This window comes from Streptomyces sp. P3 (assembly GCF_003032475.1).
Classification (GTDB): domain Bacteria; phylum Actinomycetota; class Actinomycetes; order Streptomycetales; family Streptomycetaceae; genus Streptomyces.
Genome location: NZ_CP028369.1, coordinates 9,320,025 through 9,346,910, shown reverse-complemented (window position 1 = coordinate 9,346,910; position 26,886 = coordinate 9,320,025). Strand labels below are relative to the sequence as shown.

The following is a 26,886-nucleotide window of genomic DNA, read 5'->3' as shown; positions in this document are numbered from 1 at the left end:
CCGTCGGCGTCGGCAGATGCCCGCCATGCGCAGCCGGAGGCGGTCCGCGGAATCCGCCGAGCCGTCCAGGACCCGCGACAGCTCGTCCCGCCCGGCGAGGGTGAAGGTGAGACGCGTAGTCAACGGTCACCTCCTCACCTCGTAGCGATGTGCCGGTCGATCCACGCGACCAGTCGCAGGAACCGGTCGACCTTGAGCCGGTCGATCTCGGAGGGCTGCATTTTCAGGTAGAACATCAGCAGCGGTTCGTACTCGTGGATCAGTCCGCGGAGTCCTGGAGGCCGGGAGCCAAGTGGCCTTTTCCCAGCGCGTCGAGTGCCGCGTCCACGTCCGCCCGGTCGTGGGCGAGCTTGCGCAGGTGCGGCAGCATCGCGTCGATCGCCGCGTCCTCCGACTTGGCGAGGGCCTCGGACATGATCGTGGTCAGCACGTCGTCGATCTCGTGGCGTTCGATGCGGACCGTGAGGCGGCGCCGCCAGCTGGGCACGTCGAATGCGGCGAACTGCAGCCCGGGGTCCTCACGCCGGCGGAACGCCCACAGCACGGCGCGCATCGCGGTCGGGTCCTGGCCGCGCAGCCGGTCCTCGACCGTCCGCCATTGCAGGCCCATTTCCTCCTCGACGGCAGCCGCCTCGATCGCCGACAGATCGTCGGTCGTCATGCGCTCCGGCGTGCCGTCGTCCTGCGTGTACGTGATGATCATGCGTTGTCTCTTCTCACTGAAGGTCCCGGCGGACATCGCCGAGGACCCGTTCGATTTCGGCCCGCATCCGCGGCATCCCGGCCTCCACGGTGTTCGACCACCAGCCCGGTTGCCGATCGGGTCGGGCAGGTCGGGGTGGTGCCAGGTGGGGCGGCTGGGGAGGCGGTAGATGCCGGAGCGCTTGGGGTCGAAGCCACCGTCGGGTTGGTGGATGAGGGCGCCGATGGGCAGGTGGGTCTTGAAGGCGGACAGGAAGCTGGCGTTGGTATCGAGGGCGTTGACAGTGATCGGGGGGTGGGTGCCGTTTTGGAGGGCGTCCATGAGATGGGTGTTGGTCCAGTTGTGGCGGCCTTCCCAGATTTCGTCGGCGCCGTCTTTGGTTTTTTTGCGGAGGAATTCGAGGGTTTCCGGATAGACGGTGTGTTCGTAATTCCCGCCGACGCGGGTTGCCTCGAACAGGGCCATTGCGTTCGGAACGGCCTTTTTCACCAGGGCTTCGGTTGCAGCGGCGATGTCGCCGTCGTGGTCGTGGAGGGCTTCGTCGACGGCGCGGGTGATCATGCCGGTGAAGTAGCTGTAGTCCCGGTTGGCGTAGCCGCCTTCGGGCGGAGGTGGAGCGGTGGCGCGGCGGGGCGATGGCCTGGGTGGGGCGGCGGGGCGGGCCGTCGGCGCGGGCCGGGGGGGCGCGGGGTCCGGGGGCGGGCTGGTGGGGGCTTGGAGAGGCGCCTGCGGGGTCTGTGCGGGGGCGGGCGGGGTCACGGCCGGGGGTGTCTGTGGTGCTGAGGTGGAGGTGACGGCGCCGGCGTGGGGGTGGGTGAGGTCGGTGATGCGGGCGTGGGCGAGGTCAGCGTGGAGAGTGAGGGTTGCCTGCGGGCCGAGGTCGCGTTCGGTGACGGTGGCGTGGATCTGGTCGGCGTCGCGGGCCAGGGTGATGGTGATGTCGAGGCTGAGCGCGGCAATCAGCTGAGAGTCGTCGGTGTCGACGGCGGCGAGGACCGGGAGCTCGTGCGTGCGGGCCAGGTGAGCGAGGGCCTGGGCGGCGTCGGTGATCTGGGACGGGCCGGACAGCGGCAGCCGGGGGTCCTCGGTGGTCTGCAGGCGGTCGACCACGATCAGGGCCAGGCCCGGCAGGTCCGGGACGCTCTCGGTAATCGCGTCGGTGGTCAGGTCGGTGCCGTCGTCGATGTAGAGCGGGGCTTGGGCCAGGTGGTGGTGAAGGGCCGCGGCGTCGTCCTGCTCGGTGGGGGTGAGGCGGCCGGCTCGCAGGCGGCGGTAGTCGACGGGCAGGTGCGCGGCGACGATGCGCGCGGCGATGTCGGCGCGAGTGAGCCCGGAGGCGGCATAGAGGACGGGTTGATGCTGGTCGAGGGCGCTGGTGCGCGCGGCGGCAGTGGCGATCAGGCTGGATCCGGCGCCCGGGGCGGCGGCAACGAGATAGAAGCGGCCGGGCTGGAGACCACCGAGGACGTCGTCCAGGGCACGGATGCCAGTCGACAGGCCCATCAGGGGTGTAGGTGTGGTGGTGTCACCGGTGGGAACGGTGGTCGGGAGGACGGTGTCCAGGGCTTGCGCAAGTGCGGCCAGGCGCCGCGGGGTGCGCGGCGCAGGGGTAGCTGGTGGGCCGCTGGCCGGGATGCCGGTCTCGTGACCGGTACCGGGCATCGCGGGAGCGGGGGCCGGCGGGCTCGGCTCGGACATGGGCGAGGGGGGTACGGGGAGGGCGGTCGGCGGTGTGACCGGGTGCTGGAGTGTAGGAGCGGCGGGGGTGACAGCGGTGGTAGCCGGCGAGCCGGTGGGGGTGGCCGGTGCGGCTGGGGTGGTGCCAAGTGAGGCGGGGGGCGTGTCGGCAGGTGCAGGCGTGTCTTGGACTGCTGGCACCGGTTCCGGCTGCGGTTCCGAGGACGTGGTAGGGGCAACGGCCGCTTCGGCAGGGGTAGTTGTCGGCGCGGGGGTGAAGTCTTTGGCGGCTTCGGCTGCTGGCGCGGCCGGAAGGGGGTTCTGGCCTGCTTTCTGTCCCTCAGGGGGTGTGGTGGAGTCCGGGACTGCTGTTGCAGCCGGGGCTGTGTCGGGTGCGGGCTCGGCGTGAGATGCGGGCGGGACGGGGGTGCCGTCCGCTGCTGCAGGGAGCAGTACGGCGACGGGAGTCCTGTGGCGGCATAGCACTTGCGGGTGGCCCTCGGCGCCGAACCGGATCAGGTTCCCGAACTGTTTGCGGGCGTCCGCGATGCTGTGGGTTGGGGCTTGGATGAGGTCCCAGCCCAGTTCGGCTGCGTGGGCGGGGGTGGTGAGCAGTGCATAGTGCGGGCCGCGGGTCAGGAATGTGGGTTTCCCTTGGATGGCGGCGTCGATCAGCTGTCGCAATGCGTTGCGGGCCCCGTGCAGCGTTGCTGGGCCGGTGCGCACCAGAGCGCGTGGTGCTTCCGCACCAGGGGTGGCGGTTGTTCCCGGCTCGGTCAACGGGCCCTCAACTGACTCGGGTTGACTGTCCTCGCCATGCCGGCGGCTGGCGTCTTCGGAGGCTGTCCTGGCCCCTGCGGATGGGGTGGGAGGTGTCGGGAAACTCAGAGACCAGTTGCCCGCCCAGCGCGGAGCCAGGTCGGGCGGCTCCGCCGGGACTGCGGGCGGGGCAGTGGGGGCGGAGTTGTCCGGCACGGCAGCGCCGGAAGACGCCTCACCGGCGGTGCGGGATGAACGCGAGGAGGACACCCGGGGACTCCAAGAGCAGAAGCGGCAAGCGGGTTACGAGGGGAAGGTCGGGCAGTCGGCTCGGCGGTGGCCGCCAGCAGCTGTGGAACGACCGCGCCGTCAAAAAATGTAACGCTACGACCCAGTCTAGCTGACGGTACATAATATTCGCCGGAATTATGTACCGCCGGTCGCCGAATTATGTACCGCTGTGGTCGGGGTCTCGTGTGATCACGTGGCCTGGTCCTGCCTCCGGAGGGTGACGGTGTGCAGAGGGCGGCAGGCCCTCAGCTCGTGGGCCGTCAGGGCGAGCGGTGGCCCGCTTCATGGAGTGCCAGGTTCGGCCATGCCTTCAGCTGAGTGCGGGGGGCGGCCTGCTCGGCAGTCTGTGTTCGCCCGTCACTCTCGTCCACGAGTGACGGTCGGCGTGAGAATCACGTGGCCTTTCGTCGCTCATGTCAGCACGGGTGAGACCACCCGTCAGTGTCAGACCAGATCGCCGCGCCTGTGCCACTGCCGATCAGACGGCGGAGCTCAACTGGCGCTCCCCTGCAGACCATCATCGCGGCTAACCTGGACACGCCACCCTGGGCCAGGGCCGCGACCCCACAGGGACGCTCTCACGCAGAGAGCAGCAGGACCGCCGACCGCGAGGCGTACCCCACGCGGACGACACCACCGCTGGTGTCCGCCGTCTCTGCACGTCCTTCTGCAAGGAGACTCCCGATGTCTCGGGACCCACAGCCCCTCATACCCTCTCGCCCGGAACCGCCCAGCCCGGTCGGCCTGCCGTCTGCAGCATCGCCGCCGTTCGTGTCACTGCACACCACTGTGGTGATGCTGACCGCCGCATTTTTCGGCGTGGCCATGGGCGGGCTCATGTTCCTCTCCGAGAAGTCCGTGCCCAAGGCTGTTGCTACAGGCTTGACGACCGCGGCAGTCAGCACCCCTGTACTCCACAGGCTGATCGGCTAACCGGGCGGCGGGTCGGGCAAGACGGTCTTGCCCGACCCGTCACCCATCTCTGACTCGTCATGGCAGGCCTCGTACGCATGTGCCTCGGCAACCAGTTCTTCCGTGACTCGGAGCGCATCCCGGGAGCTACGGCGAGCGCGGACCAGGCGGTCCACGCGCTCGCACACGCCATCGTCGGTCAGCGCGGCCGCCCAGGCTGTGATGGTTTCGTTCATGCTGCTCCCGGCCAGCGGGACAAGCAGCTCAACCAGGCCGGTACGGGCTACGGATGCCTGGATCCGCTGGCTGCCTCTCTTTGCGGCAGACATGGCTCCTGAACGCGACAGTTCGCCACGGAGGTTGTCGTGTCCGGTTGAGATGTCCAGCTGCGGCGGCAGCGGCACGACGTCGCGGTTCCCCGTCACGAGGATGGGGATGGCCGTGGTGCGGACCCAGTCCTCCAAATACTCCAGCTCTTTGACCGCGATGTTCCACATCTCAGTGTGCGGACGCTGCAGTGACACAGTTGTCCAGATGGAGATGGGGATGTAGTCATGGCGCGGTGCCGTCGCGATGACGTCGTCGACATGTAGCGGCTGTCCGCTGCCGGGCTGAGGTCGCCGCTCAAGTGGCTGGGAGACGGCAAGGTCCGCATGCGGCACATCGGGATGCACCGCGCCAAGGCGAGCCGCTGCGACGGCCGGACGGCGATGCTTTGCCAAGTTGGTGTACTCGACCAGGATCTTGAGTGGGTGTTCGTCAGGAGTACGGCGTTGGAAGGGCTGCAGGTCCCGGATGCGCTGAGCAAGGGGAGCACTCTGCTGCAGCGGCGAAAGGCCGCGCCTGCGGCGGTGGTTGAGCCAGGACGCAAAGTCGGCGGGACTCGTGCTGGCGGGCATCTCAATGCTTCGTGCTTCCTCAGCTGTCAGAGGTCGTGCGAGTTGGTGCTCCACTTCGGCGTACACGGTGTGCTCGAGTGCGGCACGCAGCTGCGTGAGAGCGTCCGCGACGAGGCGGGGAATCGCTTCCGGCAGGGGAGCGATCGCGGTCACAACAGCCTGCGCTTGTTCGCCTTCCACGACGGTCTTGAGGGAGAGGGGCCCTTGGGCGGTGTAGTCGTGGATCATCCGGATGACACGGTCGACCGTCTGATCGACATGGGCCAGGGTTGCCGCCACGTGCAACTGATGATCCGGCAACCAGGCGTAGTCAGCAGCGGGGACACTCATGACTGCGAACCTAACGGTCTCAAGGATGGGTTGAGGTCGGTAGCGCGCGGGCGCAGCAGTGGGTCGGGCGGGGCTTCTGCCCGGCCCACTGCTGTTCGGTCTCAGCGGCGGGTCGTGTAGAGGTGCAGGATGTCGCCCATGGGCTCTTCCGTGCCGTCCGGGTTCTTCCGGATGCCGGGGGCCGTGTTGAAGCGCAGCGTGGGCCCGCGCTTGCTCAGTTGGACCCTGTCGAGTGCGGTGTGCCGGTCCGGGTGCCCGATGACGACCTGCTCGCAGCTGTCCGTGAGGTCCTGGTTGCAGCTGATCACTCGGCTGAGCTTGACCTCTTCTGAGGATGTGCCGTGGCCGGGGATGAGCACGAGCTGGGCCGTGGGGCTCACGGGGAACCTGATCTCGTGGGCGTCCTCCAGGCCGAACCCTTGGTAGGCGTCACTCGGAGTTTCCGGGCGCCAGAGTACGAGGGGTGCGTCGGAGGTGAGGAAGATCGGCTTGCGGCTGGTCTCGAGCCGCCAGTGCCGAGCACGGTACTGCGGGATGCAGGCCTGGACGGAGCTGAGCGGCACGGCGACCGCTTCGTCGTGGGTGGGGTCGTTGCCGCCGTTCATCGCTCGCGTGCCGTGGTAGTAGTCCCAGGCACCCTGGGCTTCGGCTGCCCGTGGCAGGTGACCGAGATGCTTGCGCGTGAGGTACTCGGTCATCAGCGCCTGGTCGACCTCTCGGCCGTTTGCGTAGGCGGTGACGTCGCGCCCGAAAAGCAGCATCGTGCGCTGCCTGGGCGTCCTGGCCATCTGTACGGCCAGGTAGAGGCAGAGAAGCTCGCGGTCGTCGGTGCCGACGGCCGGAGGCATTCCTGTCTCGTCTATTCGGCGCAGGGCGGCGAGCCCCTGGCCTTCCAGGCCACTGAGCTCGAGCTCGATGGCCGTGGAGGGCATGCCGTTCTCGTCCGTGATCGTGTAGAAGCCAGTCTCAGCTGCGACGTTCTTGACGTTGGCGAGGTGCGTCTTCGGCGGGCACCGGCGCCTCACCCTGACCATGTCGCCTCGGCCGAACCGTGCCAGATAGCTCTGAGGCACATAGTGGTGAAGTTTCGGTGCAGACACGCCACCCAGCGTAGGTGACCCTGCTGAGGGTGATTGATCGCGTGTTCCAGAAGCCGTTCGATCGGAACCGCGTGCTGGCTGATGTGACGGTGGGCGTGAGAATGACACGGCCTTTCGTCGCTCATGTCGGCACCGGGTGTCAGTGACCGGGGCGCCGCACCTGGACCAGTGACGCTCGGATGACGAAGCTCAACTGACACTCCCCCACAGACCATCACTTGCCGTGAGGGCGGGGAGATCAGGGTTCGATGAACGGTAGTGCGACGGCGTGCAGTTTGGTCTGGAGATTGATGTCGCTGGTGGCGACGTACCACGCAGAGCCGGGGTGCCGGGACTGCAGGAGCAGGGTCGAGGCGATGAACCGGTCGTCCGGGACATCAAGGTCGAGCCAGTCGGGCAGCGCGTCGGACTTGGGCTCGATGTACTCGAAGACGGCGTGGACGTCGCCGGCGACCCGGACCCCGAGGGTGACGTCGCCGTTGTTGCGCAGCCCCTTCAGGCGCCGGTCGGCTTTCTTGGCCGCCTCGCGCAGGACGTCGGTCCGGCCGGCGCGCTTCTTGTCGTCGAGCTCGCGCAGCACGACCGGCAGCAGGTGCGCCATGTAGCGCGGACCGATCTGCCCTGTGTAGGCGGCGAGGTCCGGGTTGTCGATCAGCGCGTTGGTGTCGACCGTCAGGCGCACCGGCCACGGGTCCGTCGGCAGCAGATCGGTCAGGCTCCGCAGCTGCTGGACGGACGTCTGCAGGAGCTTCACCGCCTCCGGCATGTGCTGCGGGACGGACCAGTCGGACCAGGTGCCCTCCCGGACCAGCCAGCGCTCCAGGTGCTCCAGACTCTCGTCGAGCTTCTCCGCCGCCTCGGGAGTCGGGTGCGGGAACAGCAGCCGGAACCGCGGCTCCCAGCTCCGCAGACGGCGCAGCAGGTCCATCCGCTGGGACTCCAGCGCCGGGCCGCTCGGTGCCCAACCCCAGTCCGCCGCGCTCATGATGATGACGGCGTAGTCGCCTGGCCTGTTCGGGTTCACGTACTGGATCTCGGAGGCCTCCAGCACGGCGAGGTAGTCCCGCTCGATCGTGTCGAGCTGCTCCAGGAGGCGCTCTCGGTAGGTCGGCGGGAGGGGCTTCTTCTGCGGCATCCACCGATGATGGCCCACCCCACTGACATCCCAGGTCCCGCCGAGTCCTGCCACCGGGGAAAACCCGTGCACCAAGGACCTGTTGGGGGCCTACGCTCCCGTCATGTACAGCCTCTACACCCGCCCCCGCCCGGCGACCGGTGCCGGCTTCCGGCTCGGGGTCTTCGACACGTCGGTGCTCACCACGGACGTCACCGCGGCGGTGTTCCGCGGCCGGCCGTCCTCGATCCTCGACGGGATGCGGTACGGCACGCTGCGGGGCTTCATCCCGCACTACGTGTGGGCGGAGGTCCCCCGGGTGCTGGCCGATCTCAAGCGCGAGGGCGGCGCCTTCGATCTCGCGGCGGCGGAGCGGCTGTGGTGGCAGCAGTACGTACCGCTGCTGCACGTCGTCTGCGTGAACGGACTGCCCATGACGGCAGCCGCCGACAAGCTCGCCCAGGAGGATCTCAGCGACGTCGGCATCCTCCAGCTGGCCGGCGTCCTCGCGCCCGTCGTGCTGTTCGCCGAAGACCCCGACCTGATCCGCCAGGGCATCGCCGTATCGGGGTGGAGGGACGTACGGGCCGCTCTGGGGCGGATCGGCAAGGCGGAGGCAGGCATGCAGGCCAGCGGCACCGCGTTCGTGGGGACCGGCTACGGCCTGTACGGTGCCGCGCGCCTGGCCCGTGCCTATCCCGTGGCTGCTGGGATCGTGGCGGCTGTCGCTGGTGTCTACGCCTACCGCAACCGTGCCCGGTTCACCGCCGACACCCGCGCGAAGCTTGCTCGGTTCGGCACGGAGGCCTTGAGGATCCTGACCGAGCCGTACGGCCAGTACGAGCTGCACAAGCCCGGCTGGACGCAGGCGGAACGCGGTACAGCGGGAGATGACGTGCTGTCACAGGTCGCCCGGCTGCTGGCCCGTGCGCCCGTGCCAATGACCCGCACCGAGATCCTCGCCGCCCTGCCCGAGTCGGTGCAGACACCGCACCGCAGGCAGATGGACGGACTGGGGCGGCTCCTGCACCGTTTTCCCGCCTTCCATCAAGTGGGGCCCGGGAGATGGCAGTTGGGCCGGACCAACGTGCAGGTACGTCCCGCTCGGTCCACATCCGTGGCGTGACCCGTGGTCAGACGCGGCCAGCATCCGAGACGACTTCGCCCGCGGCGGCTGACGTGCCGGGGCGGAGCCGTTCGTCGACGGGACGGGTCAGCCGATGCAGACAATCTCCAGTACGGACAGGTGCCGCACCGTGCGGTTGGCGAAGTACACGACCGACAACTGCCCGATGGCGGCGGCACGAACGTCTTCGCCTTCAGGGTTCCCTTGCGGCTGGCCACCGGCACTGCGCGGCGCAGGCGGGTCTGCTACTTGCCGCAGTAGGGGCAAGTCTGGGAAGTCGGACCGAGATCAACTTTGGTGATCCCCCAGTCCCTCGTGGATTCGTCGATAATGCGATCCTGGGTGAGCGGGCCGCCGTTGATGTACCTGTTGGCGATGGTGATGAATTCGTCGCGCTGGGCTGGTGTGAGGGCGATGAAGCCCCGCAGGGCCGCGGCTACCTTGTTGTCCATCTACTGATTCCTTACTGGCTTAGAACTGTCCGCAGACACCGCAGCCGGATGGCTCCATCGTTGTAGGAACCTGATGGCAGGCCGCGCACGGGCGCTGGTACTTCCGGAGCCCGGCGCGCATGCCCATGCGACGCTCCTTTTCCGTCACGCCTCTTTCGTTGTCTCTGTCTCGCCTTGCGGTGTCTTCGATGCTGAGCTTTTCGAATTGAGTCCGCAGCGTTGGAAGCCCTGGGGGGTCTTCACCAAGTGCGGCGAACCTGGAGGCCAGGGACTCATTGACTGTGGCCGATGCTGAGGAGTAGGACAATTCTTCTGTCCACCGTTTGACGAGCGACCATAGGCTCATGGCGAGTTGCAGGGCCGCGACGGCAGTCGCAACGGCAAGGACCACGTTCCAGTACTTGTATTGGCCGAACGTTCCTACCGTTGCTCCGATGAGCAACGGGACCACGAAACCAATCCAGGTCAGTACGTCGGTTTTGCGCTTCAGACGTTCGGCGCGCTTCTGAAAGATGTACCCGGTCCCATAGGCGTGCAGGGCTGCGTCCCAGCACTTGCGTCGGTATTCGTCGGTGCCTGGCGCCATGCTTCCTTCCCCCGGTTGCCATCCTTCGCCGCCCAATGGAAGGCCAGTGGGGGCACCGGAGTCTACTGCGGCGCTTGAACTCACCTTGCCTGCCAGGCCGCTGAACTGGTCCGGCCAGGTGCGATCAGACCACCCATCGTGCGCTGACGGTCGGCGTGAGAATGACATGACCTTTCTGTCACTCATGTCAGCAACGGGTGGGCACAACGCGTCAGTGCGCGCCGTCCCAGGCTCTGTCGCGGCGGTGCGGTATGGCCCCTGGAGGACCTCGGATCGCCGTCGAGGCGGCCGGCCGCGCACACCCGCGGCTTTTGGAGAACAGCACCAGCATGTCGGGGTGGTCGCTGCGCTGTACCTGCGCACCCGGGTCAGATCGTGTCGTCCTGAGTGGCCGGCCAGCCGAACGGGTCCGTGTGCTCGATGTCGTCCGTCCAGTAGCCGTACCGGTCGCCGAGCACCGACAGCAGTGCCTGAGGGTCGAGCGGGCCGGGGCGGATGGCGAGGCCGAGGCCGCGCGCGGTGCTCACCGCAGCCACGGACAGGTGTGAGCGCAGGGCATGTTCGGTAAATGCCTCTGCGGGAACCGGCGGGTCGTCGGGACGCTCGGGGGCCTGCATGGCGGCGAGGATGCGAGCTCGGTGTTCTGGGGAATCGCCCGGGGAAGGACGCAGGCCCTGCTGCTGGGCGCGATGGTTTCCGACCGCGTTGGCGATGGCGGTCAGCAGGTGCCAGTCGCGCCACCCTTCCTGCCTCAACTGCGTGGCTGTACGCCGGAAGCCGGGGTCCGCGGCCAGGCGGGGAAGGGTGTAGCGCACGATGGGGAGCAGGTTGGCATAGCGGTTGCGGACGGTGTCGAGGGCTGTCTCGTGCTCGTAGCCGGGCCCAGGCCCGGTCCGGGCCGGCAGGGCAGCCGGTTTCGCCTGGCCGCGCGGCGTGCCTGCTCCGACGGCCGGGTCGGCGAGCGCAGCCATCGTCTGGTAGTCGTCGGCCCTCAGGAAGTCGGCCAGTTCGTCGTAGGGGCGGCCGACGAAGAGCTTGTGCCAGAGGCCGCCGGCGAGCGCCTGCTCGACGAGGTGCATGAATGCCTGGTCGGAGAGCAGCGACTGGGAGAGCACCACCTTGACCAGGGCGGTGAGCAGACGGGAGGGCTCTGTTTCCAGGTCCGCGGGGGCGATTGTGGGCAGGCGCAGCCTCCACCGGTTGGTGTCCCGGTCGGCGCTCTGGTCGAAGAGGGCGGGCTGGTCGTGGGGCAGGGTGGCGTCTGCGTGGATCTCGACGCTCAGGCATCCGGGCAGGAACAGCGGGTCTCCTAGGGCGAGTTCGCCGAGGAACACTTGGAGTGCTGCGGTGTAGCGTTCCGTGGCCAGTACCGACAGCCGGTCGTTCAGACAGGTGATCTCCCAGTCGACGCCGAGCGCGTTCCAGGCGTAGCGGCGTGTGGGGCCGGCGTCGCTGAAGGGCCGTCCCGCACCGTGGGTGTCGGCCTCCTCGGCGTACGTCTCTTCGGTTGCTGTGGGGACGTTGGCGGTCGGGGCGAGCATCTCGTCGATGATGGTGTCGATGCCCACCGAGGCGGTGATCGTGCGGAGCAGGGGGACGAAGCCGGGCCGCACCTCGCCGGCCACGCGCAGAGTGAGCGCCTGATTGCCCATCATGTCCCAGACGTGGGGGTAGCGTTCGTTGTTGTACGGCTCGTCGCAGTAGTCGGTTTGTGCCATGAGGCCGATGCAGAACAGGCGGGTGGCGGAGATCCAGTTTCCGGCCTGGCGGTCGTACTGGGCGGCGTGGATGATGCCGCGGGGGATGAAGCGGCTGAGTTCGGGGTTGGGCGCGGACTTTGCGGCGGTGGCGGCTGCGAGTGCGTACTGCTTGGCGGCGATGGGCAGGCCGAGTTCGCTGTAGAGGCGCGCGCACAGCAGCAGCATGATCAGGCCGCCCTCGAGGGTGTCGCCGCGCAGCCAGTTGGCCTTGGCCTCGTGGATCTCCTGGAGTGCTTGGAGGATGCGGCCGCTCTTGATCAGGGCGTGGCCCCGGGACTGAGCGCGTTCGCCGCGTGCACTCTGGCCGATGACCCGGTCGGTTGCCTGGTCGAGCAGGTCACGGACCTCCCGGTACAGGGGGTGGTCCACCAGTACGGGGGTGAGGTAGTCGAAGAGGTCGGCGGTGTGCTCGATGGGGAACAGCGGTGCGTTGTCCAGGTGGTGGCCGAGCCGGAGCAGGATGTTCATGGCGGTGTCGAGGTCCGTGAGCGGCGGCCGCGTCTGGAGAGCAGGTACCGGTTCACCGGCTTCCACCGCTTCGAGGACGGATGCGGTGACCTCCGCGACGGTCGGCAGGTCCTCGGGCACGGATTCGAGGTCGGCGGTCATGTCGGTGTGCAGGGCCAGGCGGGCTCGCATGGCCAGCAGATGGGCCATGGCGTTGGCGGGCGGGTCCGCGTTCAGCAGGCGGTCGGTCTTGTCGGCCAGCAGGCGCTGCCAGCCGCACAGGTCGTCTGCACTCAGCGCGGTGAGATTGCGGATCAGTGCCCCGAATCCGTATCCGAGGAGCACGACGGCGTCCTCGAGGATTCCCGGGTCGGTGAGAGTGTCGTCGGCGGTGACCGTGTCGAAGAAGTCGCGGGCCACCTGGTCCGCCGGGCGCATGTCGCCCAGGCCGCGCAGGGTGGCCACGACGATCTCGTAGCGGGCCCGCAGAGCGGTGTGCTCCCCCGCCGCGGCGGCCAGCAGGGCACGTGCGTGACCGATCCATTCCGGCAGATCCGCCCGGGCCTCGTCGTGGAAGGTGGCGTGGCGCAGCGGGCCCCGCAGGTCCACCAGGTCGCCCAGGGTGCGGGCCGGCTCGTCGTTGGCCTGCCATCGACGGCGGGCTTCGGCATACCAGTCGGGCAGTTCACCGGCTCCGTCCGGGCGCGGTGAAGTGAGGTCGGAGGGCAGGTGGAGGTACTGGACGGCGAGGTAGAACAGGTCGTAGTCGGCGAGGTGGAGAGCGAGGGCGGCCGCGTCCCAGATCTCCAGGTCGACCTGGTGCGTCCGGGCGGCTTCTTCGATCAGGTCGTGCCGTTTTCTGGTGGGCACGGCGGTCACCGTGAAGTAGATGACGCGGTCAACGGGTGTGCCCTGCCCGCAGATCGATGCCAGGTCCTTTCGGATCTTGCCGGGGATGTCGGCGGCCTGGATGGTGCAGGCCATCACCACCCTCTGGGTGGAGGCCAGCGACGCGAACAGGGACGTGTCGGGCAGTTCCCTGGGAATGTTGCTCCAGTGGCTTTCGGCGTCCCGGCCCTGGTCCCCGCCGGCGCTGACGGGGCCGGTCGCCGGCAGCAGATTGCTGGTGATCCTGCGGCGGGCCAGGCCCAGGCACAGGGCCTCGAACTCGTGGTGGCTGTTGCTCTCGCCGAGGGTGCCCAAGGCGAAGCGGATACGCTTCTCGAGCTGGACGGCATCGTCACTCACGTCGTTCCCCCCGGTCTCACTGCCGCAGTCACGCACGACCAGTGTCCGGTACTCCACTGACATCCCGGGGCCATGCAGGCGTCTGGGGCGCTGAGTGCTCAGGCGCGTCGTGTACCAGCACCCCTTGTGGGCTGAGCCTCGGCAACGCGCGGTGCGCGAGGATGGGGCCATGGCTGACGACCCCGCTGCCCCTGATGCGCGCCCGGTACAGATTCCCGCGCGGATCCACGCAGTGGGGCCGGGCTGGCGACATCTGCTGGAGCGTCTGCATGAACAGATCCGTGCGGCCTTTCCCGGTTACCGTCTCCTCGATCTCAAGGAGAAACTCGGTGGTCTGCGCGTCTATGTGGAAGGGCCGCCGGGCAGCGGCGACACCCTAAGGAGCCTGATCGCCCCGGCCGAGGAGGAGGCGGAGCGCACCTGTGAGTTCTGCGGCGCACCCGGCCGTATCCGCACCCGCGACGACTGGCCAGGGGGATGGCGCAAGGCCGTATGCGGCGCCTGCCATAGCGCGTGGTCGGCACATCGCATCATGATCGTTTGCGGTGTGGTGCGCGACCGCGGGTGAGGGCAGGCCGATGCGCGCGTTGCAGGCGCGGGCCACGAGCTGCTCATCCGCGTCGGCGACCGGGCCGTGCCTGGGCGTTGATGGTGTGCTCGGTCAGGTGGGCGAGGACTGCGTGGTTGGCCTCCCAGCCGTCGGCAACCTTGGAGGCGGCGCCGGGGTGTACGGGGTCGTTGGAGGGGTGGGCGTCGAGGAGTTCGGCGATGCCGGCGCGGGCGACGACGATGCAGGCGTGGCGGTGGCGTGAGGTGAGGACGCACAGGCGGCCGGCTTCCAGGTGGAAGGCGGAGGCGTCGCCGCGGCCGGAGAGGGGGTGCAGGACGATGGTGATGCGGAATTCGCAGCCTTGGAGTCGGTTGGCGGTGTCGACGGTGATGCCGTGCAGTTGGGGGTAGTGGCGGGTCAGGAGTGCGCGGATGTCGTGGGCCTGGCTGCGGTGGGCGGTGCCGATGGCGATGTCACCGGGCTGCAGGATGTGCCCCTGGGGGTTTTCCTCGCAGGTGGTGATGGCGCGCCGGGTCAGCAGCCGCTCGGCGATGCCGAGGACGGCCTGGAAGGCTTCGATGTCGCGTCGGCCAGTGATGCGGGCCGGTAGCTCGAACAGTGCCCATCCGGTTCGGGCGGCGTGTTCGATGACCTCGTCGGTGGGGGTGCGGATGTCGAGGGGGGAGAACGTGAGGGTGCGGTCGGCTTCACGGCTTCCGGCGTGGAAGGGCGTGGAGGGGTAGAAGGCGTTGCTGATCGGGGGGACCGCTGAAGGTGGCAGGCGCCAGGACACGGGCAGGGAGTGGACGGGCAGGTCGCGGTTGTTGGCGAGCAGGACGGCGACCGCGCTGTTCATGGGGTCGTGGGACAGGCCATGGAAGCGGTCGGTTTCGACCTCGGAGAAGGGGTCGAGTTGGCCGGGGTCTCCGACGAAGAGGGCCCGGTCGAAGATGCCGGCGATCCACAAAAGCGTGTCGGAGCGCATCTGGTAGGCCTCGTCGATGATCGCCCATGGCCATCGGCGGTCGGTGACCGTGGCCCATTTCATGGCGGTTCCCACAATGACGTCGGCCGTCTTTTCGAGGGCTTCGATGCGGGTGCCGATCCGGATGCCGGGATGTGCCTGCAGGTCGTGCGGGACGGTGTGGTCCGTTGCGGTGAGCCGGGCGGTTCGCAGGTGCGGGTGGTGCTGGGCGAATCGCCGCACGAGGTGGTCGACCTGGCTGTTGGTCTGGGTGATGACGACGCGGGGGGCGCTGGATTGCGCGAGAGCGTCGGCGGCCTGGGCGACCAGGGTGGATTTGCCGGCGCCGGGCGGAGAGTCCACGACGAGTCCGCGGTGGGTGAGCGTGGGCAGTTGTTCCAGGATGGCGTGGGCGGCCTGATCCATCTGCTGCTGCGGCGATGGCTGGTGAGGGGGTGTCACTGTTCTTCCTCGCCCCTGTCGTCGCTGTGGTCCGGATGGTCGGCAGGAGGTCCGCCGTGGGTCCAGGGTGTCTGCTCTCGTGCGGGGAATTCCGGCATCCGGTAGTGCCCCGGTGCGATGGTGAACACGAGGAAGGCGCCGGCTTCGGGCAGGACGGCGTGGTTGGGGCGGGCCATGGTGCCCATGCCGGCGGTGATCTCGAGTTCGACGAGGGTGTCGCCGTCGGCCGGAGTGACCTCGCAGATCTTGTAGCGGGCGTTGGGGTAGGTGTGGCAGACCAGGAGCTGGCCTGGTTCCATCGGCACGGGGTCCGGGGTGGACACGGTCAGCCTGGGCCGCCATTGGGTTCGTCCGCTGGGCCCGCGCAGGGTGCGCTCCGAGTCGATCACGGTGACAGGACCGCCGAAGGCTTCGCCGGTGGTGCGCAGTTCTGCCCGTACGAAGGGGTCGTCGGCGGCGCGTTCGGCGGCGAAGGCGGCGGCTGCGTGTTCCATGTGGGCCAGGCGGACGGCGGCGGCGACGGCGTTGTCGCGGGCCGGCCGGGGGCGTCCGTCCTGGGCCAGGTAGAGGCATTCGTCGGTGAATGCGGTGCGTTCGTGGTCCCAGCGGCGTGCGGTGCCCTTGGCTTCGGGGAGGGCCTGCAGGAGCGTGTAGGCCTGCCACATGAGGTCCCAGGTGGGCTGCAGGTAGGTGGCCAGCAGGCGGTCGAGTTCTTGCAGGGTGCGGGTCTGCTCCTGGCCCAGGGCCCGGCGCCGGGCGCGGGCGTGGGCGTCGAACAGGGGCGCCAGGTGGTCGTTGTCGAAGGCGGCGTCGGTGGCTGGTCCCGCCGGGCGGTGGGTGGCCGGGTCTTCTGCCTCCAGTGCGGCGCCACGTCCGGAGGCTGCGTGGTGGGGCGGGTCGATCCAGGCCAGCAGGGTGGCCAGGTCCTCGTCCTCGAGGGGGCTTTGGCCGCTGATCCAGTGCATGCCGAGGAAGCTGGTCATGGGGATGAGGGCGGCTGAGCCGGCCAGGTCGGCGCGGTCGGTGAGATAGGTGAGCCAGTGTCCCAAGCGCTGGACGGCTCGGGAGTCGGGATTCTGGTCGTCGGCGCTGCGGAACCTCAGGTCGTCTCCGAGGTCTTTCAGGTGCTGCACGGTCTGCGGGTTGGGGACGAGGATCTGGGGGGCATCGGTGTAGCGGCGGCGTGCCGGCTTGTTGGAGGTGGCGGGCAGGTGCTCGCTGTGCCGCTGGCAGGCGTTGATGTAGGCGGTGACGGCGTCTGCCAGGGCGGCGAGCATGGGAGTGGTGCTGCCTGAGGGCGGGGCGAGCAGGAGCTGGGGGCGGTGTGGGTCGGTGCCCAGCATGATGGCCAGCGGTCGTGCGGCGGGGCCGGTTTGCTTCAGCGCCAGCAGCATCAGCGGCTGGTCGCTGAGGTGGAGGTGGCGCAGTTGGCTGGCGCGTTGAGCATTGCCGGTGTGGGCGGCGCGCATCCGCAGGAGTGAGGTAAGCCGGATCATGCGGTGTCCGTCTGGAGGTCTGCGTGGATGCGCTGTGCGTGGCGCAGGGCCTGGGTGAGGTCTTTCTGGCCCCGTGAGGGGTGCAGGTGCCCGTCGGTGAGGGCCAGGGCCTTGGCGATGGTGTCGATCCCCGCGAGGTCGTCACGGACTGCGGTGCCCAGGGCCGCGGTCCGGCCCTGGTTGCGGGCCTCGGTTCGGCAGTGGAAGGCCAGGTCGCAGTGGTGGCGGCAGCCGGGGGTGTAGTGCGGCCGCACGGTGGCGAGTGCGGCAACGAGTTCACCGGGGGGCCGGGTCGGTTTCTGGTCGGGGCCGGGCGCCAGGTCGAAGGTGGTGTCGGGGGGAAGTTTGTCCAGCATTTCGGGCAGGCGCCTCAGTCTGCCGAGGTGGCGGCTTAGGTTCTTGATCTGCTTGTGGGCGCTGAAGGGCGTGGCCGTGGGGTGGCGGGTGAAGTTGCGCGGGTTGACCAGGATCACGGTGTCGGAGACGTGTTCTGGCGGGAGGCCGTCGCCAGCGAGGAGTTCCCGCAGGGCCAGGACGTAGGCGGCGGCCTGGGTCAGTGCTGCGTTGGCCTTGATGGGGTCGGGCTGTCCGTGGATGACGGGGAAGGATTTGATCTCCACGACGTGGAAGATGCCGTCGCGCTGGAAGGCGATGACGTCGGGCTCGAGGTAGACCTGGTGGCCGGCGACGGTCAGACACAGTACGGGGTGGTCGAGCAGGGTGCGAGGGTTGTCCGACCTGTGGTGTGCTGCGCTGAGGATGCGGGAGCGGGTATGGGCGCGGCGTAGTTTCAGGGGGGACTTGTCGTCATCGCTGCCGACGCTGTTGACGTCCTCGTAGGACACCTCCGGCAGGGTCAGGCCCAGGGCTTGGCGGAGCAGCGGCACCAGGGGGGCTCCGGCCTGAGCGGTGACCGTGCGTTCGAAGGCGATGCCGTAGTCGAGGGCGAGCTGGGATTTTCTCAGCGGCCGCGGGAGGCCCAGATGGCCGGCGAGGGCGTCTTTGTCGATGCCGGCCGCGTCCAGCAGGGAGCGGCGGTCGCAGCTCGGATTGGCGGTCAAAGCAGCCAGGGTGCGTGCGTTGTGCGGGATGGGCGGCGCGGTTCCGCGCAATACGCCCAGTCGTGCGTCGAGCGAGCTCACTGATTTCCTTGGCGGGACAGGGCACAGCCGTGCTGGTTGCAGGGGCGGGTTTATGAAGTGCGGCGCAGGCGGGCGGTGTCGCGCAGGATATTGCCGAAGATCTGCTCAACGTCGCCGAGTTGCTCGCGTGCGCGCTGGGCCGCTTCGGCGCGGGTGTCGGCGTCGTCGTCGGCGTGGATCTCCAGCTCCGCTGCGGCGGCCCGGCGCAGCGCCTCCAGGTCGAGCGGGCCCCGGGGGGTGTCGCCGTGAATGTTGCGGCTGTAGTGCAGCAGGAGCTGCTGGACGGGCTGTGGCATCCCGGCCTCGCCAGCGAGGTGTTCGGCGGCGTCCGCGAGCCGCAGGGCCGAGGTGAGGAAGTGGACGCGCTGGGTGAGCGGCCCCACCAGGCGCTGCTCCAGCGGCCAAGTGCTCAAGGCGAGCAACCCGCGGGCCGGTGAGAGCAGGTCGAAGGTCAGCGCGGGACAGATGTAGTAGGCGCGGCCATAGGGGGCGGAGCGGAAGGAGCGTTCCTCGTCACGGCGCAGGGTGGTCAGGCGGGCCGTGTTCAGCGGGCTGGAGAAGAACGCCTGGTGCACCTGGCTGAGCAGCTTGGGCGAGGCGGGGACGGTGAGGAGGGCCAGCGCCTGGTGGACCTGGTCACGTACGGGCACGCCCTGGGGCGGCTCGGCGACCGTAAGCACGGGCTCCGGCCGGACCTCTGGCTGGGCCTCCGGCGGGGTCGTGTCCGGGACATCACTGAGCCCGCACAGCACGTCCCAGGCGTGTCGAATGCGGGTCAACTCCTTGCCCAGGACGTTCACTTGGGCGTCGTCATGTTGTGTGAGCGCCTGCCGGAGCGCCTCTTGCAGCTGTTGCATGCGCTTCTCGAGAGCGACCAGATGCTCGTCCATGCACGCATGCTAGCAGTCACTCGGGGCTCCCAGTTTTATTCCAGTAAATTACCAAGACCGACGCTTGATGGATCCGGTCGCGTGTGGGCACACCTTGGCGGAACTCGGCGCCGTAGGCGCGGGCGTCGACTGGACCGTGTCGGGGCATCGCTGAGCCCGCAAAGAACGTTTCAGACGCCTCAGGCGGATGTCAAATTCGAGCTTAGAAAGCAGACTTGGAAAGTATCGTGTTGCGTGAGCGCCTGCCGGACCGCCTCCTGCATCTGTCGCATGCGCCTCTCGAGAGTGACCCGATGCTCACCCATGCTGGATGTCGACAGCTACTCGGGACATCCAGTTTTACTCCAGGGAATTTGGTGTACAGTCCCGGGCTCATAAGGCACCACCGGTGCCCTCCTACGCCTCGCTTCCAGAAGGGCGCATGAAGGCATGAGCAGACTGCTCCACACCTCCGACTGGCATTTGGGCCACATCCTGCACGGGCATCCACGCGACGAGGACTTCGACGCCGTCCTGGCCGAGATCGTGGCCATCGCCCAGGAGAGCCAGCCGGACCTGATCGTCAACAGCGGCGACCTGTTCCACTCCTCCCGTCCCACCGTCCGGGACATGTTCCGCGCCATGCGCACCCTGCGCGAACTCGCCGCCATCGCCCCCACCGTGGTCCTGGCCGGCAACCACGACTCCCCCGACTACTTCGAGTTCTTCAACTTCATGAGCGGTCCCTCCTGCGGCCGGGGCCTGTTCTTCGTCGACCGGCTCCGCCCAGCACACGACGGGGGCGTAATGACCTTCGAGGCCTGCGGCGGTGAGCAGCGCATCCGGCTGGCTGTCCTGCCCTTCGTGCACCCGAACCGGTTCTGGCGGCACGATTCCACCTCCGGCACGTCGTATGCCGACTACACCGCGGCGATGCGCGGTCTGCAGGGGGAACTGACGGAGGCCTTGCACGAGGGATACGACCCCAACCGGGACATCCTGCTGTTCACGACCCATGTGTTCATCACCGGCGCTAGGACCTCCCCGAGCGAACGGGCCGTGGACGAGGCCTTCGAAACCCCTCCCGAAGACCTTCCGGTGGTGTCGTACGCCGCTCTCGGACACATCCACCGCCCGCAGGCCATCGAGGGCCTGAAGTTCGCCGCCCGCTACGCGGGCAGCCCGCTTGCCATGGACTTCGGCGAGGCCGACGAGATCAAGAGCGTCGTGATCGTCGACGCCGACCCGGGGCGGCCGGTGCGGGTGCTGCCGCGCCGGCTCTCCAGCGGCCGGCGGCTGACCCACTTCACCGGGACCCTCGAGGAACTGAAGGCCACGGCCGACCAATACGACGGGACCTTCCTCAAACCGGCGATCACCGGCGAGGAGCCCGACGGGCTCCTCAGCCAGAAGATCGCCGAGATCGTCCCGAACGCGATCCTCATCAACGCCGCCCCGGCGCGGGAAGCGGCCGTCAGCGCCGTCCTGGACGGTGACCTGAGCGACGAGCCGGCACTCCCCGACGCATTCCGGGCCTACCTGGCACGTGAGGGAGTGGACGCAGATGCCGCGGAGTCGACCGTCACCGCATTCCTCCACCTGCTCAACGAACTCGACGACGAGACGCTGACCCCGGTCCCTGCCGAGGAACAGCTGCGCGCCGCGCTGGAAAACCCCTGGAAGGAGGCGTCATGAGGCCCGTGCGGCTCACCCTCACAGAAGTGCGCAATTACCCCGGCGCCAGCACTATCGACGTCACCGGCAAGCATCTGCCTGGCATCACTGGCGATACCGGCGCGGGCAAGTCCACCATCCTCGAGGCGATCATCTTCGCCCTGTACGGGAGGTGCCCGTGGCCGAAGGACAGCAGGGGTTTTGAGGAACTGCCGCGCACCGCGCTGGAAGACACCGGGATGGAGGCATCGTGAAGCCCTTGCGGCTCACCCTCACGGGAGTGCGCAGCTACGCCGGCACCTGCAGCATCGACTTCACCGGCAAACGCCTGCTCGCCATTCTGGGCAACACCGGCGTGGGCAAGTCCACCATCCTCGAGGCGATCATCTTCGCCCTGTACGGGACGTGTTCGTGGTCCAAGGACCCCAAGGCCGCCTACGAGCTGATCGGCAAGGGATGCCCCAGCATGGACGTGGCATTCGAGTTCTCGGCGAACGGCCGCGAGTGGAGTGTGCGCCGCACCCTGCATGCGGACCGCAAGCAAAGGCCGCAGGCCCTGCTCGAGCCCCTGGCCGAAGACAGCGCCGACTTGCAGGTCGACGGCAAGGCCGCGGTGACGCAGGCGGTGACCCGGATCATCGGACTGGACTGGGACGGCTTTGTCAGCACGGTCCTGCTGCGCCAGGGGAAGTTCGACACCCTCCTCAAGGCCCCCAAGGCCATGCGTGCCGACATCCTGCGGCACATCTTCGGCATCAACGAGCTCGAGCGTGTACGCAAGCGGGCCGGCGTGCGACTGGAGCGCCTGAATACGCAGATCACCGAGGGGACCAGGGCCCGCGCGCTTCTCCTGCCGGATCCTCATGCTGCCGCTTCCCAGGCGCTGCTGGACCTGGAACGCACCCGGGGTATCGCGGCCCGTCGGCGCGAGCGACTGGATGCGCTGCGCGCGGCCCAGAGCCGGGCCGTCGAGCACAAGCACCGCAAGACGGGCTTGGACAAAGCGGCGCGACTGCTGCGTGAGCGTGCTGTTGCGGATGCGAGCATCACGATGGCCGCGCTGGCCCGGAAGAAGAGGGAACTCGATGCCGAGGCAGCAGAACAGGAGACCACCGGACGCGACCTGACCGAGAAACTGGAGGCGGCACAGGGCGCCCTGGATACGGCCGCACAGTCCGGTGACACGCTCCGCTCCCTGTCCAGCGCGTTCGCTGTCCTGTCCCGCCTGCCGGAGCGTGCAGCCGGCCTGGACGCCGTCGAACAGCGGCTGAAGCAGGAGCAGGAGCAGCACAACGAGCACGAACAGGAGCACACGCAGGCACGACAGGAACTGGAAGAGCACGAGCAGCGCAAGGCGGCCCTCGTCGAGGCCGCCGGCCGGGCCGAGCGCATGGTGAGCGAGGCACGCACGCACACCGACCAGATCCAGGAGGCCGTCCGGGCAGCGCTGCAGGAGGCCAACACCGCGGCCGGGCATCTGCAGACTCAGCGCACGACGCTCGAGACGGTGGAGGAACAGCGCGGCCACAGCGCCAGCCTGGAGAGCGAGCTGAAGAAGCTGCGCGGCGCTCTGGAAGCAGCCCAGGACGACCTCGCAGCGCTGCAGCGCAAGGAAGCGGCCCCCGCGGCGGGTGCTGGTCTGGCGCCCGGGGACGCCTGCACGGTGTGCGCCCAGCCCCTCCCGAGCGACTTCACTCCCCCGCCGCTGCTGGACGGCAAGGCGCTTACTCAGGCCAGACGCAAGGTCACCACACGCTCGAACGCCGTCGAAACGGCGGTCGTTGCCAAGACGGAGGCGGCCGCCCAGCTGAAGGCAACCGAGCGGAAGGTCGAAAAGCACCGCCGCGGACACCTGGCCGCCCGCGAGCGCATGGACGCGGCGCTGCTCCAGGTGCAGGAGCTGGTGGACGCGGTACACCCAGCCGGTGCTCCTGCCACGGCCACCGCCCTGGACACGCTGGGCCGGCAGACGACGGCTCAGGCACACGCCCTTGCCGAGGGCGAACCAGTAGGCCGGGCGGAGATCACCCGTGCGGTCAAAGGACTTGCCCAGCCGCTGCGCGACGCGGAGGGTGAGGCCCTCACAGCCCACACGAGCGCCCAGGCGGAGCTGGGGGCGGCGCAGGCCGAGCACGAGGCGGCCCGGGCCGAGCTCAAACGCCAGCGCGGCCGCTTGCAGCGTGAACGCAAACGGCTGGACAAGACCCGGCTGCAGTACGAGACCGAGCTGGCGAGTCTGCTGACGGAGGTCGGCGAACTGCCGCCCTCCATCCGCCCCGCCCAGCCCTCCCCGTCACAACTACCCTCCCTGCAAGACATCGCCTCCGCGCAGGAGGCGGCCGGCCAGCGCCTCGAACGGCTCGAGCAGAGGACACTGGAGCGTGACGACGCCCGGCAGGCCCTCACGCTGCACAGCGAAAACCTCCAGGCCCTGGAGGCACGCCGCCGGCGCACGATCGAGACCCCCACACGCAATCTCATCAAGCAGCTGGAGCGCTGGGCGGACACGGCCACCGAGGCCGCAGGCCTTCTCGAGGCCAAGGCATCCCCCGACCTGCCTCCTGTCCCGGACGCAGGCGACCTGGCCGCCGTCGACACCTACTGCATGGCCCTCGCCTCGCTGCATCAGCGTCTGACCGGCACGCTCGGGCAGGCCGCGCAGCACGCCGTCGACGAGGTCCGCGCATTCGAGAAGGAGCTGATCCGCCAAGCCGGCGCCCCCGCCGACGAGACAGACCAGGAACCCGGCTTCTCGGTGCCCGAGAAGAGCGACCTGCTCGCCCCCGCCGTTCTCGACCCGCTCAGCCGCAAGACCATCCAAGCCGAAGCCGCGCACGACAAGGCCAAGACCGACCTGAGCACCGCGCGGTCCCAAATCCCCTACGCCGACGCGCTGGGCACCGCCCTCACAGATGCCCACCGGCAGGCCGCGGTGTGGAAGAACGTGAGCGAACAGCTCACCGACGGGAGGTTCCTCACCTATCTCACCGATCAGCGCACCCATGCGCTGCTAAGGCACGGCAGCAGGATCCTCCGGCAGATCTCCATGGGCGACTACGGGTTCACCGAGGACTTCCAGATCGTTGACCGCGCCACCAATCACGCGCGCGAGCCGGAGACCCTCTCCGGCGGAGAGACCTTCCAGACCTCCCTCGCGCTGGCGCTGGCGCTCGTCGAACTCCACAACACCAGCCACAGCAAGCTGGAAAGCCTGTTCCTGGACGAAGGCTTCGGCTCGCTGGACAACATCCGCCTGGGCGACACCCTCGCCGTCCTGAGCGACAGCGTGGCCCAGGACACGAGGGTCATCGTCATCAGCCACCTGTTCCCGGTAGCCGATGTCGTCGACGACGTCCTGCTCGTCCACAAGACCGACCAGGGCTCCACCGCCGCCTGGCTCACACCGCAAGAAACCACCGAAGCCATCCAGGACGCGATCGGGCGCCTGCTGGAAAACACCTGAGCAGTACTGCCAAACCGACCCTTTCCGGCGCATCACAGGGCACACGCCCCTGCATGCCGGCGGCCGGCGCTGACAGCAACTGACTCAGCGCCGACCGCAGCCGCCCACCCGACGACGCCGCGCCTGTGCCGGGTTCTGCCCGGCATCCCGGCGCAAGAGTGCTCTTCCTTGGAGCAGCCGGGCCGTCGAGGAACACGCCCCCCTTCCAACGCAGTTGCTGAACGCTCGCACCCGGCGCGGACTGACGGCGCCGTGCCCCGCCTTCCCTGGCATGACGCCGCGTCACGGCCCTGAGGGCCGGCGGCGCCCGCACAGTCCTGCCCAGAAACCGCCAACTCCCCGAGAAAACAAGGCACTTGTCGTGCTTCCGCGATTCGCATTCATGTAAGGAACAGACCGTATGAGTGACTCTTCTGCCGGCACGCAGGGTGCCGAGAAAGCGGTTTTCACCGCCCGCTCGGGGCGGCTGGCCGCGCTGCCGCGCCTGCTGTCGCTGGACCAGAGCGGCGAGCTGACCAGCGCGCACGTGAAGCTGGTCGCCACGGCCGTGGGCCGCTCGGAGCGGGCGGTGTGGCGGTGGGTCGCCAAGGCGCGCGCCACCGGCCACGTCGACGCGGCGGACCGGACACGGTTCAGCGTCACGCCGGAAATCCGGCGCCTGCTGGTGCTGTGGGGAGGCAACGCCTCCGCCGTGCACCGCGAGCTGAAGCAGCGGGCCCTGAACGATCCCCGGCTGCCTGCGGCCCCGTCGCTGTCGACGATCCACCGGGCGCTGCGCCGGGACCTGACGCCCGGGGAGCGGGCCGGGCTCGCCAAGGGGGAGGCCGCCCGGCGGGCCTTCGATGTGTTCGGGCAGCGCCCTGCCACGCATCGCAACGCCGCCTGGGAGGGCGACCACAAGTGTGTGCCCGTGCGGGTGTTGCTCGAGGACCAACTCGTGCAGCCCTGGGTGACCTGGTTCATCGACTGCCGCACCAAAGTCATCACAGGGGTGGCCGTGACGCCCCACGCACCCAGCGCGGATGCGGTGCTGGCGGCCCTGCGGATGGCCCTGGACCGTGCCGAGCCCTTCGGCCCGGCCGGCGGCCTGCCGGGCCTGATCCGGGTGGACCGCGGCAAGGAGTTCCTGTGTGCCACCGTGGCCTCGGCCCTGGGCGCCTTCGCCGTGCCCGTCGTCGATCTCCCGGCCTACAGCCCGCATCTGAAGGGCACCATCGAGGCGCTCAACGGTGCAGTCGAGGACATGCTGTTCGTCTCCATGCCGCGCTACGTGCACCGGCAGACTCTCACCGGCGGGCGCACCGCGGATCCGGACGAGCCCGCGCTCTCCTTCGAGGCGTTCGTGGAACTGCTGCTGAAGTGGGTGCACTGGTGGAACACCGAGCACCAGCCCAGGGCGCTGGGCGGCCGCACCCCGATGGAGGCGTGGTCGAGCGACCCCACTCCCCTGCACGACGTTGCCGCCGAACAGCTGGCCCATTTCGGGCTCGAGGACGACGGACGCACCCGCACCATCACCACGCAGGGCGTGCAGTGGCGCAACCGCCACTACATCGCCCCCTGGATGGTCGGCCAGGCCGGCATCCACGTGGTGGTGCGCCACCTGCCCCACCACGACACGACCATCGAGGTCTTCGACCTCAAGGGTGCGTACCTGGGCAGCGCCGTTCTGGCCGAGGCGGCCAGCGAGGAGCAGGTCAACAAGGTCCGCAAAGCCCGCACCGCCAAGGCGCGGCGGCTTCGCGCGGACATGAAGGCCGCCGCCCGGCTGCGCCGCGAGCGCTTCGAGGCCGTCACCACCGCCACCCCGCCCGAGCGTCTGGGTGCGCTGACCGAGGCGGAGGCCGAGGCAGAACTTGCCGAATCGGACGCCGCGGACCTGCGGCGGGCCGATCCCGACTACATCCCGCACCAGCCCGTCCCGGACGGCTGGGCGCGCCCGATCCCGCCGGCCGCGGACGGGCCGGAAAACGACACCCCTGAGGAGAACGCGTGAGCGGCGACATGGACTACGGCAGGCTTCCCGCGGAGGACGAGGACCACTTCCACCGCCTCGATGCGCATCTGGTGGCCACCGACACGCTCATGACGACCCTGGACGACGTCCAGGCGACGATCGACGCCAAGGCCATGATGGTCGCCTACGGATCGGCCGGATACGGCAAGACGATGTCGGTGAACTCGGCGCTGCGCAAGATCGCCCCCGACAACACCTACCGCCTGGAGCTGCGCTCGGGGCCAACCCCGCGCGACATCCGCCACGGACTGTTTAACGCCCTGGGGCTGCCCGGGGAACCGCCGACCCGGCCGATCGAATTCGACACCCTCCTGAAGGAGACGCTGTCGCAGACGTTCCGCGTGCTGGTGTGCGACGAGGCCCAGTGGATGGGCCGCAGTTCGTTCGAGTACTGGCGCCATCTGTGGGACGACCGCAACACCGACATCGCGGTGATCTTCGCCGGCGGCGACAACTGCTACAAGGTCCTCAAGCGTGAACCGATGCTGGCGTCACGGATCTTCATCTGGCAGAAGTTCACCCGCATGCCCGAGGACGAGGTCGTCGCCACGCTGCCGGCGTTCCACTCCCTGTGGGCCAAGGTGGCCCCGCAGATGATCCGCAACATCGACCGGGCCGCGGCACACGGCAACTTCCGCAACTGGGCCACCATCACCAAGCACATGCTCAACGGCATGAAGATGAAGGGCCTGACCGAGGTCAAGCAGGACCTCGTCAACTGGGTGTACAGCAAGCTGGGCGGCATGTAGCAGCGGCCGCACAAGGGGCGGCGGCCCGGCGCACGGGCCGCCGCCGACAACCTGGTGCGCCGCGCAGACGGGCCTGGCGTCTCCACATCCGCGGCA

20 protein-coding genes are annotated in these 26,886 nt (G+C 68.8%); 8 read left to right on the top strand and 12 right to left on the bottom strand.

Annotated features, from left to right (window positions below):
• Nucleotides 1–259: 259 nt before the first annotated feature.
• The 4 genes from C6376_RS41405 to C6376_RS41390 form a co-directional block, all read right to left on the bottom strand.
• Nucleotides 260–2,401, bottom strand: coding sequence for a DnaB-like helicase C-terminal domain-containing protein (locus tag C6376_RS41405; protein WP_107448340.1), 2,142 nt, complete (start codon nucleotides 2,399–2,401; stop codon nucleotides 260–262).
• A gap of 1,607 nt (nucleotides 2,402–4,008) precedes the next feature.
• Complete coding sequence (locus C6376_RS44305; RefSeq protein WP_159083459.1) at nucleotides 4,009–4,335, bottom strand: hypothetical protein; 327 nt, start codon at nucleotides 4,333–4,335, stop codon at nucleotides 4,009–4,011.
• A 24-nt stretch (nucleotides 4,336–4,359) separates the two neighbouring features.
• Nucleotides 4,360–5,571 (bottom strand): hypothetical protein, encoded by a 1,212-nt coding sequence (locus tag C6376_RS41395; protein WP_107448339.1) that lies wholly within the window; start codon nucleotides 5,569–5,571, stop codon nucleotides 4,360–4,362.
• Nucleotides 5,572–5,672: 101 nt separating this feature from the next.
• Complete coding sequence (locus tag C6376_RS41390; RefSeq protein ID WP_159083458.1) at nucleotides 5,673–6,671, bottom strand: DUF4238 domain-containing protein; 999 nt, start codon at nucleotides 6,669–6,671, stop codon at nucleotides 5,673–5,675.
• 14 nt (nucleotides 6,672–6,685) lie between these two features.
• On the opposite strand from C6376_RS41390, the gene C6376_RS46295 reads away from it, so the two are divergent.
• A complete protein-coding gene (locus tag C6376_RS46295; RefSeq protein WP_301554736.1) occupies nucleotides 6,686–6,817 on the top strand; it encodes a hypothetical protein in 132 nt (43 codons plus the stop codon).
• Nucleotides 6,818–6,909: 92 nt separating this feature from the next.
• Here C6376_RS46295 and C6376_RS41385 read toward each other — a convergent pair whose 3' ends face one another.
• Nucleotides 6,910–7,806 (bottom strand): PIN domain-containing protein, encoded by an 897-nt coding sequence (locus tag C6376_RS41385; protein ID WP_107448337.1) that lies wholly within the window; start codon nucleotides 7,804–7,806, stop codon nucleotides 6,910–6,912.
• Nucleotides 7,807–7,909: 103 nt separating this feature from the next.
• On the opposite strand from C6376_RS41385, the gene C6376_RS41380 reads away from it, so the two are divergent.
• Complete coding sequence (locus tag C6376_RS41380) at nucleotides 7,910–8,911, top strand: PIN domain-containing protein (protein ID WP_107448336.1); 1,002 nt, start codon at nucleotides 7,910–7,912, stop codon at nucleotides 8,909–8,911.
• A gap of 245 nt (nucleotides 8,912–9,156) precedes the next feature.
• Here the strand turns inward: C6376_RS41380 and C6376_RS41370 are convergent, their stop codons facing one another.
• From C6376_RS41370 to C6376_RS44295, 3 genes are all read right to left on the bottom strand, one after another.
• Complete coding sequence (locus C6376_RS41370; protein WP_107448334.1) at nucleotides 9,157–9,363, bottom strand: hypothetical protein; 207 nt, start codon at nucleotides 9,361–9,363, stop codon at nucleotides 9,157–9,159.
• A 19-nt stretch (nucleotides 9,364–9,382) separates the two neighbouring features.
• On the bottom strand, nucleotides 9,383–9,949 hold the full coding sequence (locus tag C6376_RS44300; RefSeq protein WP_159083457.1) for a mobilome CxxCx(11)CxxC protein: 567 nt from the start codon (nucleotides 9,947–9,949) through the stop codon (nucleotides 9,383–9,385).
• Nucleotides 9,950–10,317: 368 nt separating this feature from the next.
• On the bottom strand, nucleotides 10,318–13,404 hold the full coding sequence (locus C6376_RS44295) for a hypothetical protein (RefSeq protein WP_159083456.1): 3,087 nt from the start codon (nucleotides 13,402–13,404) through the stop codon (nucleotides 10,318–10,320).
• A gap of 169 nt (nucleotides 13,405–13,573) precedes the next feature.
• On the opposite strand from C6376_RS44295, the gene C6376_RS44290 reads away from it, so the two are divergent.
• Nucleotides 13,574–13,972 (top strand): hypothetical protein, encoded by a 399-nt coding sequence (locus tag C6376_RS44290; RefSeq protein ID WP_159083455.1) that lies wholly within the window; start codon nucleotides 13,574–13,576, stop codon nucleotides 13,970–13,972.
• Between the two features lie 43 nt (nucleotides 13,973–14,015).
• Here C6376_RS44290 and C6376_RS41360 read toward each other — a convergent pair whose 3' ends face one another.
• The 4 genes from C6376_RS41360 to C6376_RS41345 form a co-directional block, all read right to left on the bottom strand.
• On the bottom strand, nucleotides 14,016–15,380 hold the full coding sequence (locus tag C6376_RS41360) for an AAA domain-containing protein (protein WP_159083454.1): 1,365 nt from the start codon (nucleotides 15,378–15,380) through the stop codon (nucleotides 14,016–14,018).
• On the bottom strand, nucleotides 15,377–16,876 hold the full coding sequence (locus C6376_RS41355) for a hypothetical protein (protein ID WP_107448332.1): 1,500 nt from the start codon (nucleotides 16,874–16,876) through the stop codon (nucleotides 15,377–15,379). Before C6376_RS41355 ends, C6376_RS41360 begins: the two co-directional genes overlap by 4 nt.
• Nucleotides 16,873–17,937 carry a hypothetical protein gene (locus C6376_RS41350; protein ID WP_159083453.1) on the bottom strand — a complete coding sequence of 355 codons (1,065 nt, stop codon included), beginning with the start codon at nucleotides 17,935–17,937 and terminating at the stop codon, nucleotides 16,873–16,875. The genes C6376_RS41355 and C6376_RS41350 overlap by 4 nt, the downstream gene beginning before the upstream one ends.
• A gap of 131 nt (nucleotides 17,938–18,068) precedes the next feature.
• The gene (locus C6376_RS41345; RefSeq protein ID WP_107448330.1) at nucleotides 18,069–18,908 is read right to left on the bottom strand and encodes a hypothetical protein; all 840 of its coding nucleotides are present in this window, start codon (nucleotides 18,906–18,908) and stop codon (nucleotides 18,069–18,071) included.
• A gap of 429 nt (nucleotides 18,909–19,337) precedes the next feature.
• Between C6376_RS41345 and C6376_RS41340 the strand changes: the two genes are divergently transcribed.
• From C6376_RS41340 to C6376_RS41320, 5 genes are all read left to right on the top strand, one after another.
• Entirely contained in the window at nucleotides 19,338–20,582 is a 1,245-nt protein-coding gene (locus C6376_RS41340) for an exonuclease SbcCD subunit D (protein ID WP_107448329.1), read from the top strand.
• Nucleotides 20,579–20,815 carry an AAA family ATPase gene (locus tag C6376_RS41335; RefSeq protein WP_107448328.1) on the top strand — a complete coding sequence of 79 codons (237 nt, stop codon included), beginning with the start codon at nucleotides 20,579–20,581 and terminating at the stop codon, nucleotides 20,813–20,815. Before C6376_RS41340 ends, C6376_RS41335 begins: the two co-directional genes overlap by 4 nt.
• Nucleotides 20,812–24,024, top strand: a complete 3,213-nt coding sequence (locus C6376_RS41330; RefSeq protein WP_107448327.1) for an AAA family ATPase — start codon at nucleotides 20,812–20,814, stop codon at nucleotides 24,022–24,024. The genes C6376_RS41335 and C6376_RS41330 overlap by 4 nt, the downstream gene beginning before the upstream one ends.
• A 400-nt stretch (nucleotides 24,025–24,424) precedes the next feature.
• Nucleotides 24,425–26,020 (top strand): Mu transposase C-terminal domain-containing protein, encoded by a 1,596-nt coding sequence (locus C6376_RS41325; protein WP_107448326.1) that lies wholly within the window; start codon nucleotides 24,425–24,427, stop codon nucleotides 26,018–26,020.
• Nucleotides 26,017–26,790 carry an ATP-binding protein gene (locus tag C6376_RS41320; protein WP_107448325.1) on the top strand — a complete coding sequence of 258 codons (774 nt, stop codon included), beginning with the start codon at nucleotides 26,017–26,019 and terminating at the stop codon, nucleotides 26,788–26,790. Before C6376_RS41325 ends, C6376_RS41320 begins: the two co-directional genes overlap by 4 nt.
• Nucleotides 26,791–26,886 lie beyond the last annotated feature (96 nt).

Bases quoted from the DNA above. Each gene is read 5' to 3' on its own strand.
- C6376_RS41405 (WP_107448340.1), bottom strand. From the start codon at position 2,401: ATGTCCGAGCCGAGCCCGCCGGCCCCCGCTCCCGCGATGCCCGGTACC.
- C6376_RS41395 (WP_107448339.1), bottom strand. From the start codon at position 5,571: ATGAGTGTCCCCGCTGCTGACTACGCCTGGTTGCCGGATCATCAGTTG.
- C6376_RS41385 (WP_107448337.1), bottom strand. From the start codon at position 7,806: ATGCCGCAGAAGAAGCCCCTCCCGCCGACCTACCGAGAGCGCCTCCTG.
- C6376_RS41380 (WP_107448336.1), top strand. From the start codon at position 7,910: ATGTACAGCCTCTACACCCGCCCCCGCCCGGCGACCGGTGCCGGCTTC.
- C6376_RS41370 (WP_107448334.1), bottom strand. From the start codon at position 9,363: ATGGACAACAAGGTAGCCGCGGCCCTGCGGGGCTTCATCGCCCTCACA.
- C6376_RS44300 (WP_159083457.1), bottom strand. From the start codon at position 9,949: ATGGCGCCAGGCACCGACGAATACCGACGCAAGTGCTGGGACGCAGCC.
- C6376_RS44290 (WP_159083455.1), top strand. From the start codon at position 13,574: ATGGCTGACGACCCCGCTGCCCCTGATGCGCGCCCGGTACAGATTCCC.
- C6376_RS41355 (WP_107448332.1), bottom strand. From the start codon at position 16,876: ATGATCCGGCTTACCTCACTCCTGCGGATGCGCGCCGCCCACACCGGC.
- C6376_RS41345 (WP_107448330.1), bottom strand. From the start codon at position 18,908: ATGGACGAGCATCTGGTCGCTCTCGAGAAGCGCATGCAACAGCTGCAA.
- C6376_RS41340 (WP_107448329.1), top strand. From the start codon at position 19,338: ATGAGCAGACTGCTCCACACCTCCGACTGGCATTTGGGCCACATCCTG.
- C6376_RS41335 (WP_107448328.1), top strand. From the start codon at position 20,579: ATGAGGCCCGTGCGGCTCACCCTCACAGAAGTGCGCAATTACCCCGGC.
- C6376_RS41325 (WP_107448326.1), top strand. From the start codon at position 24,425: ATGAGTGACTCTTCTGCCGGCACGCAGGGTGCCGAGAAAGCGGTTTTC.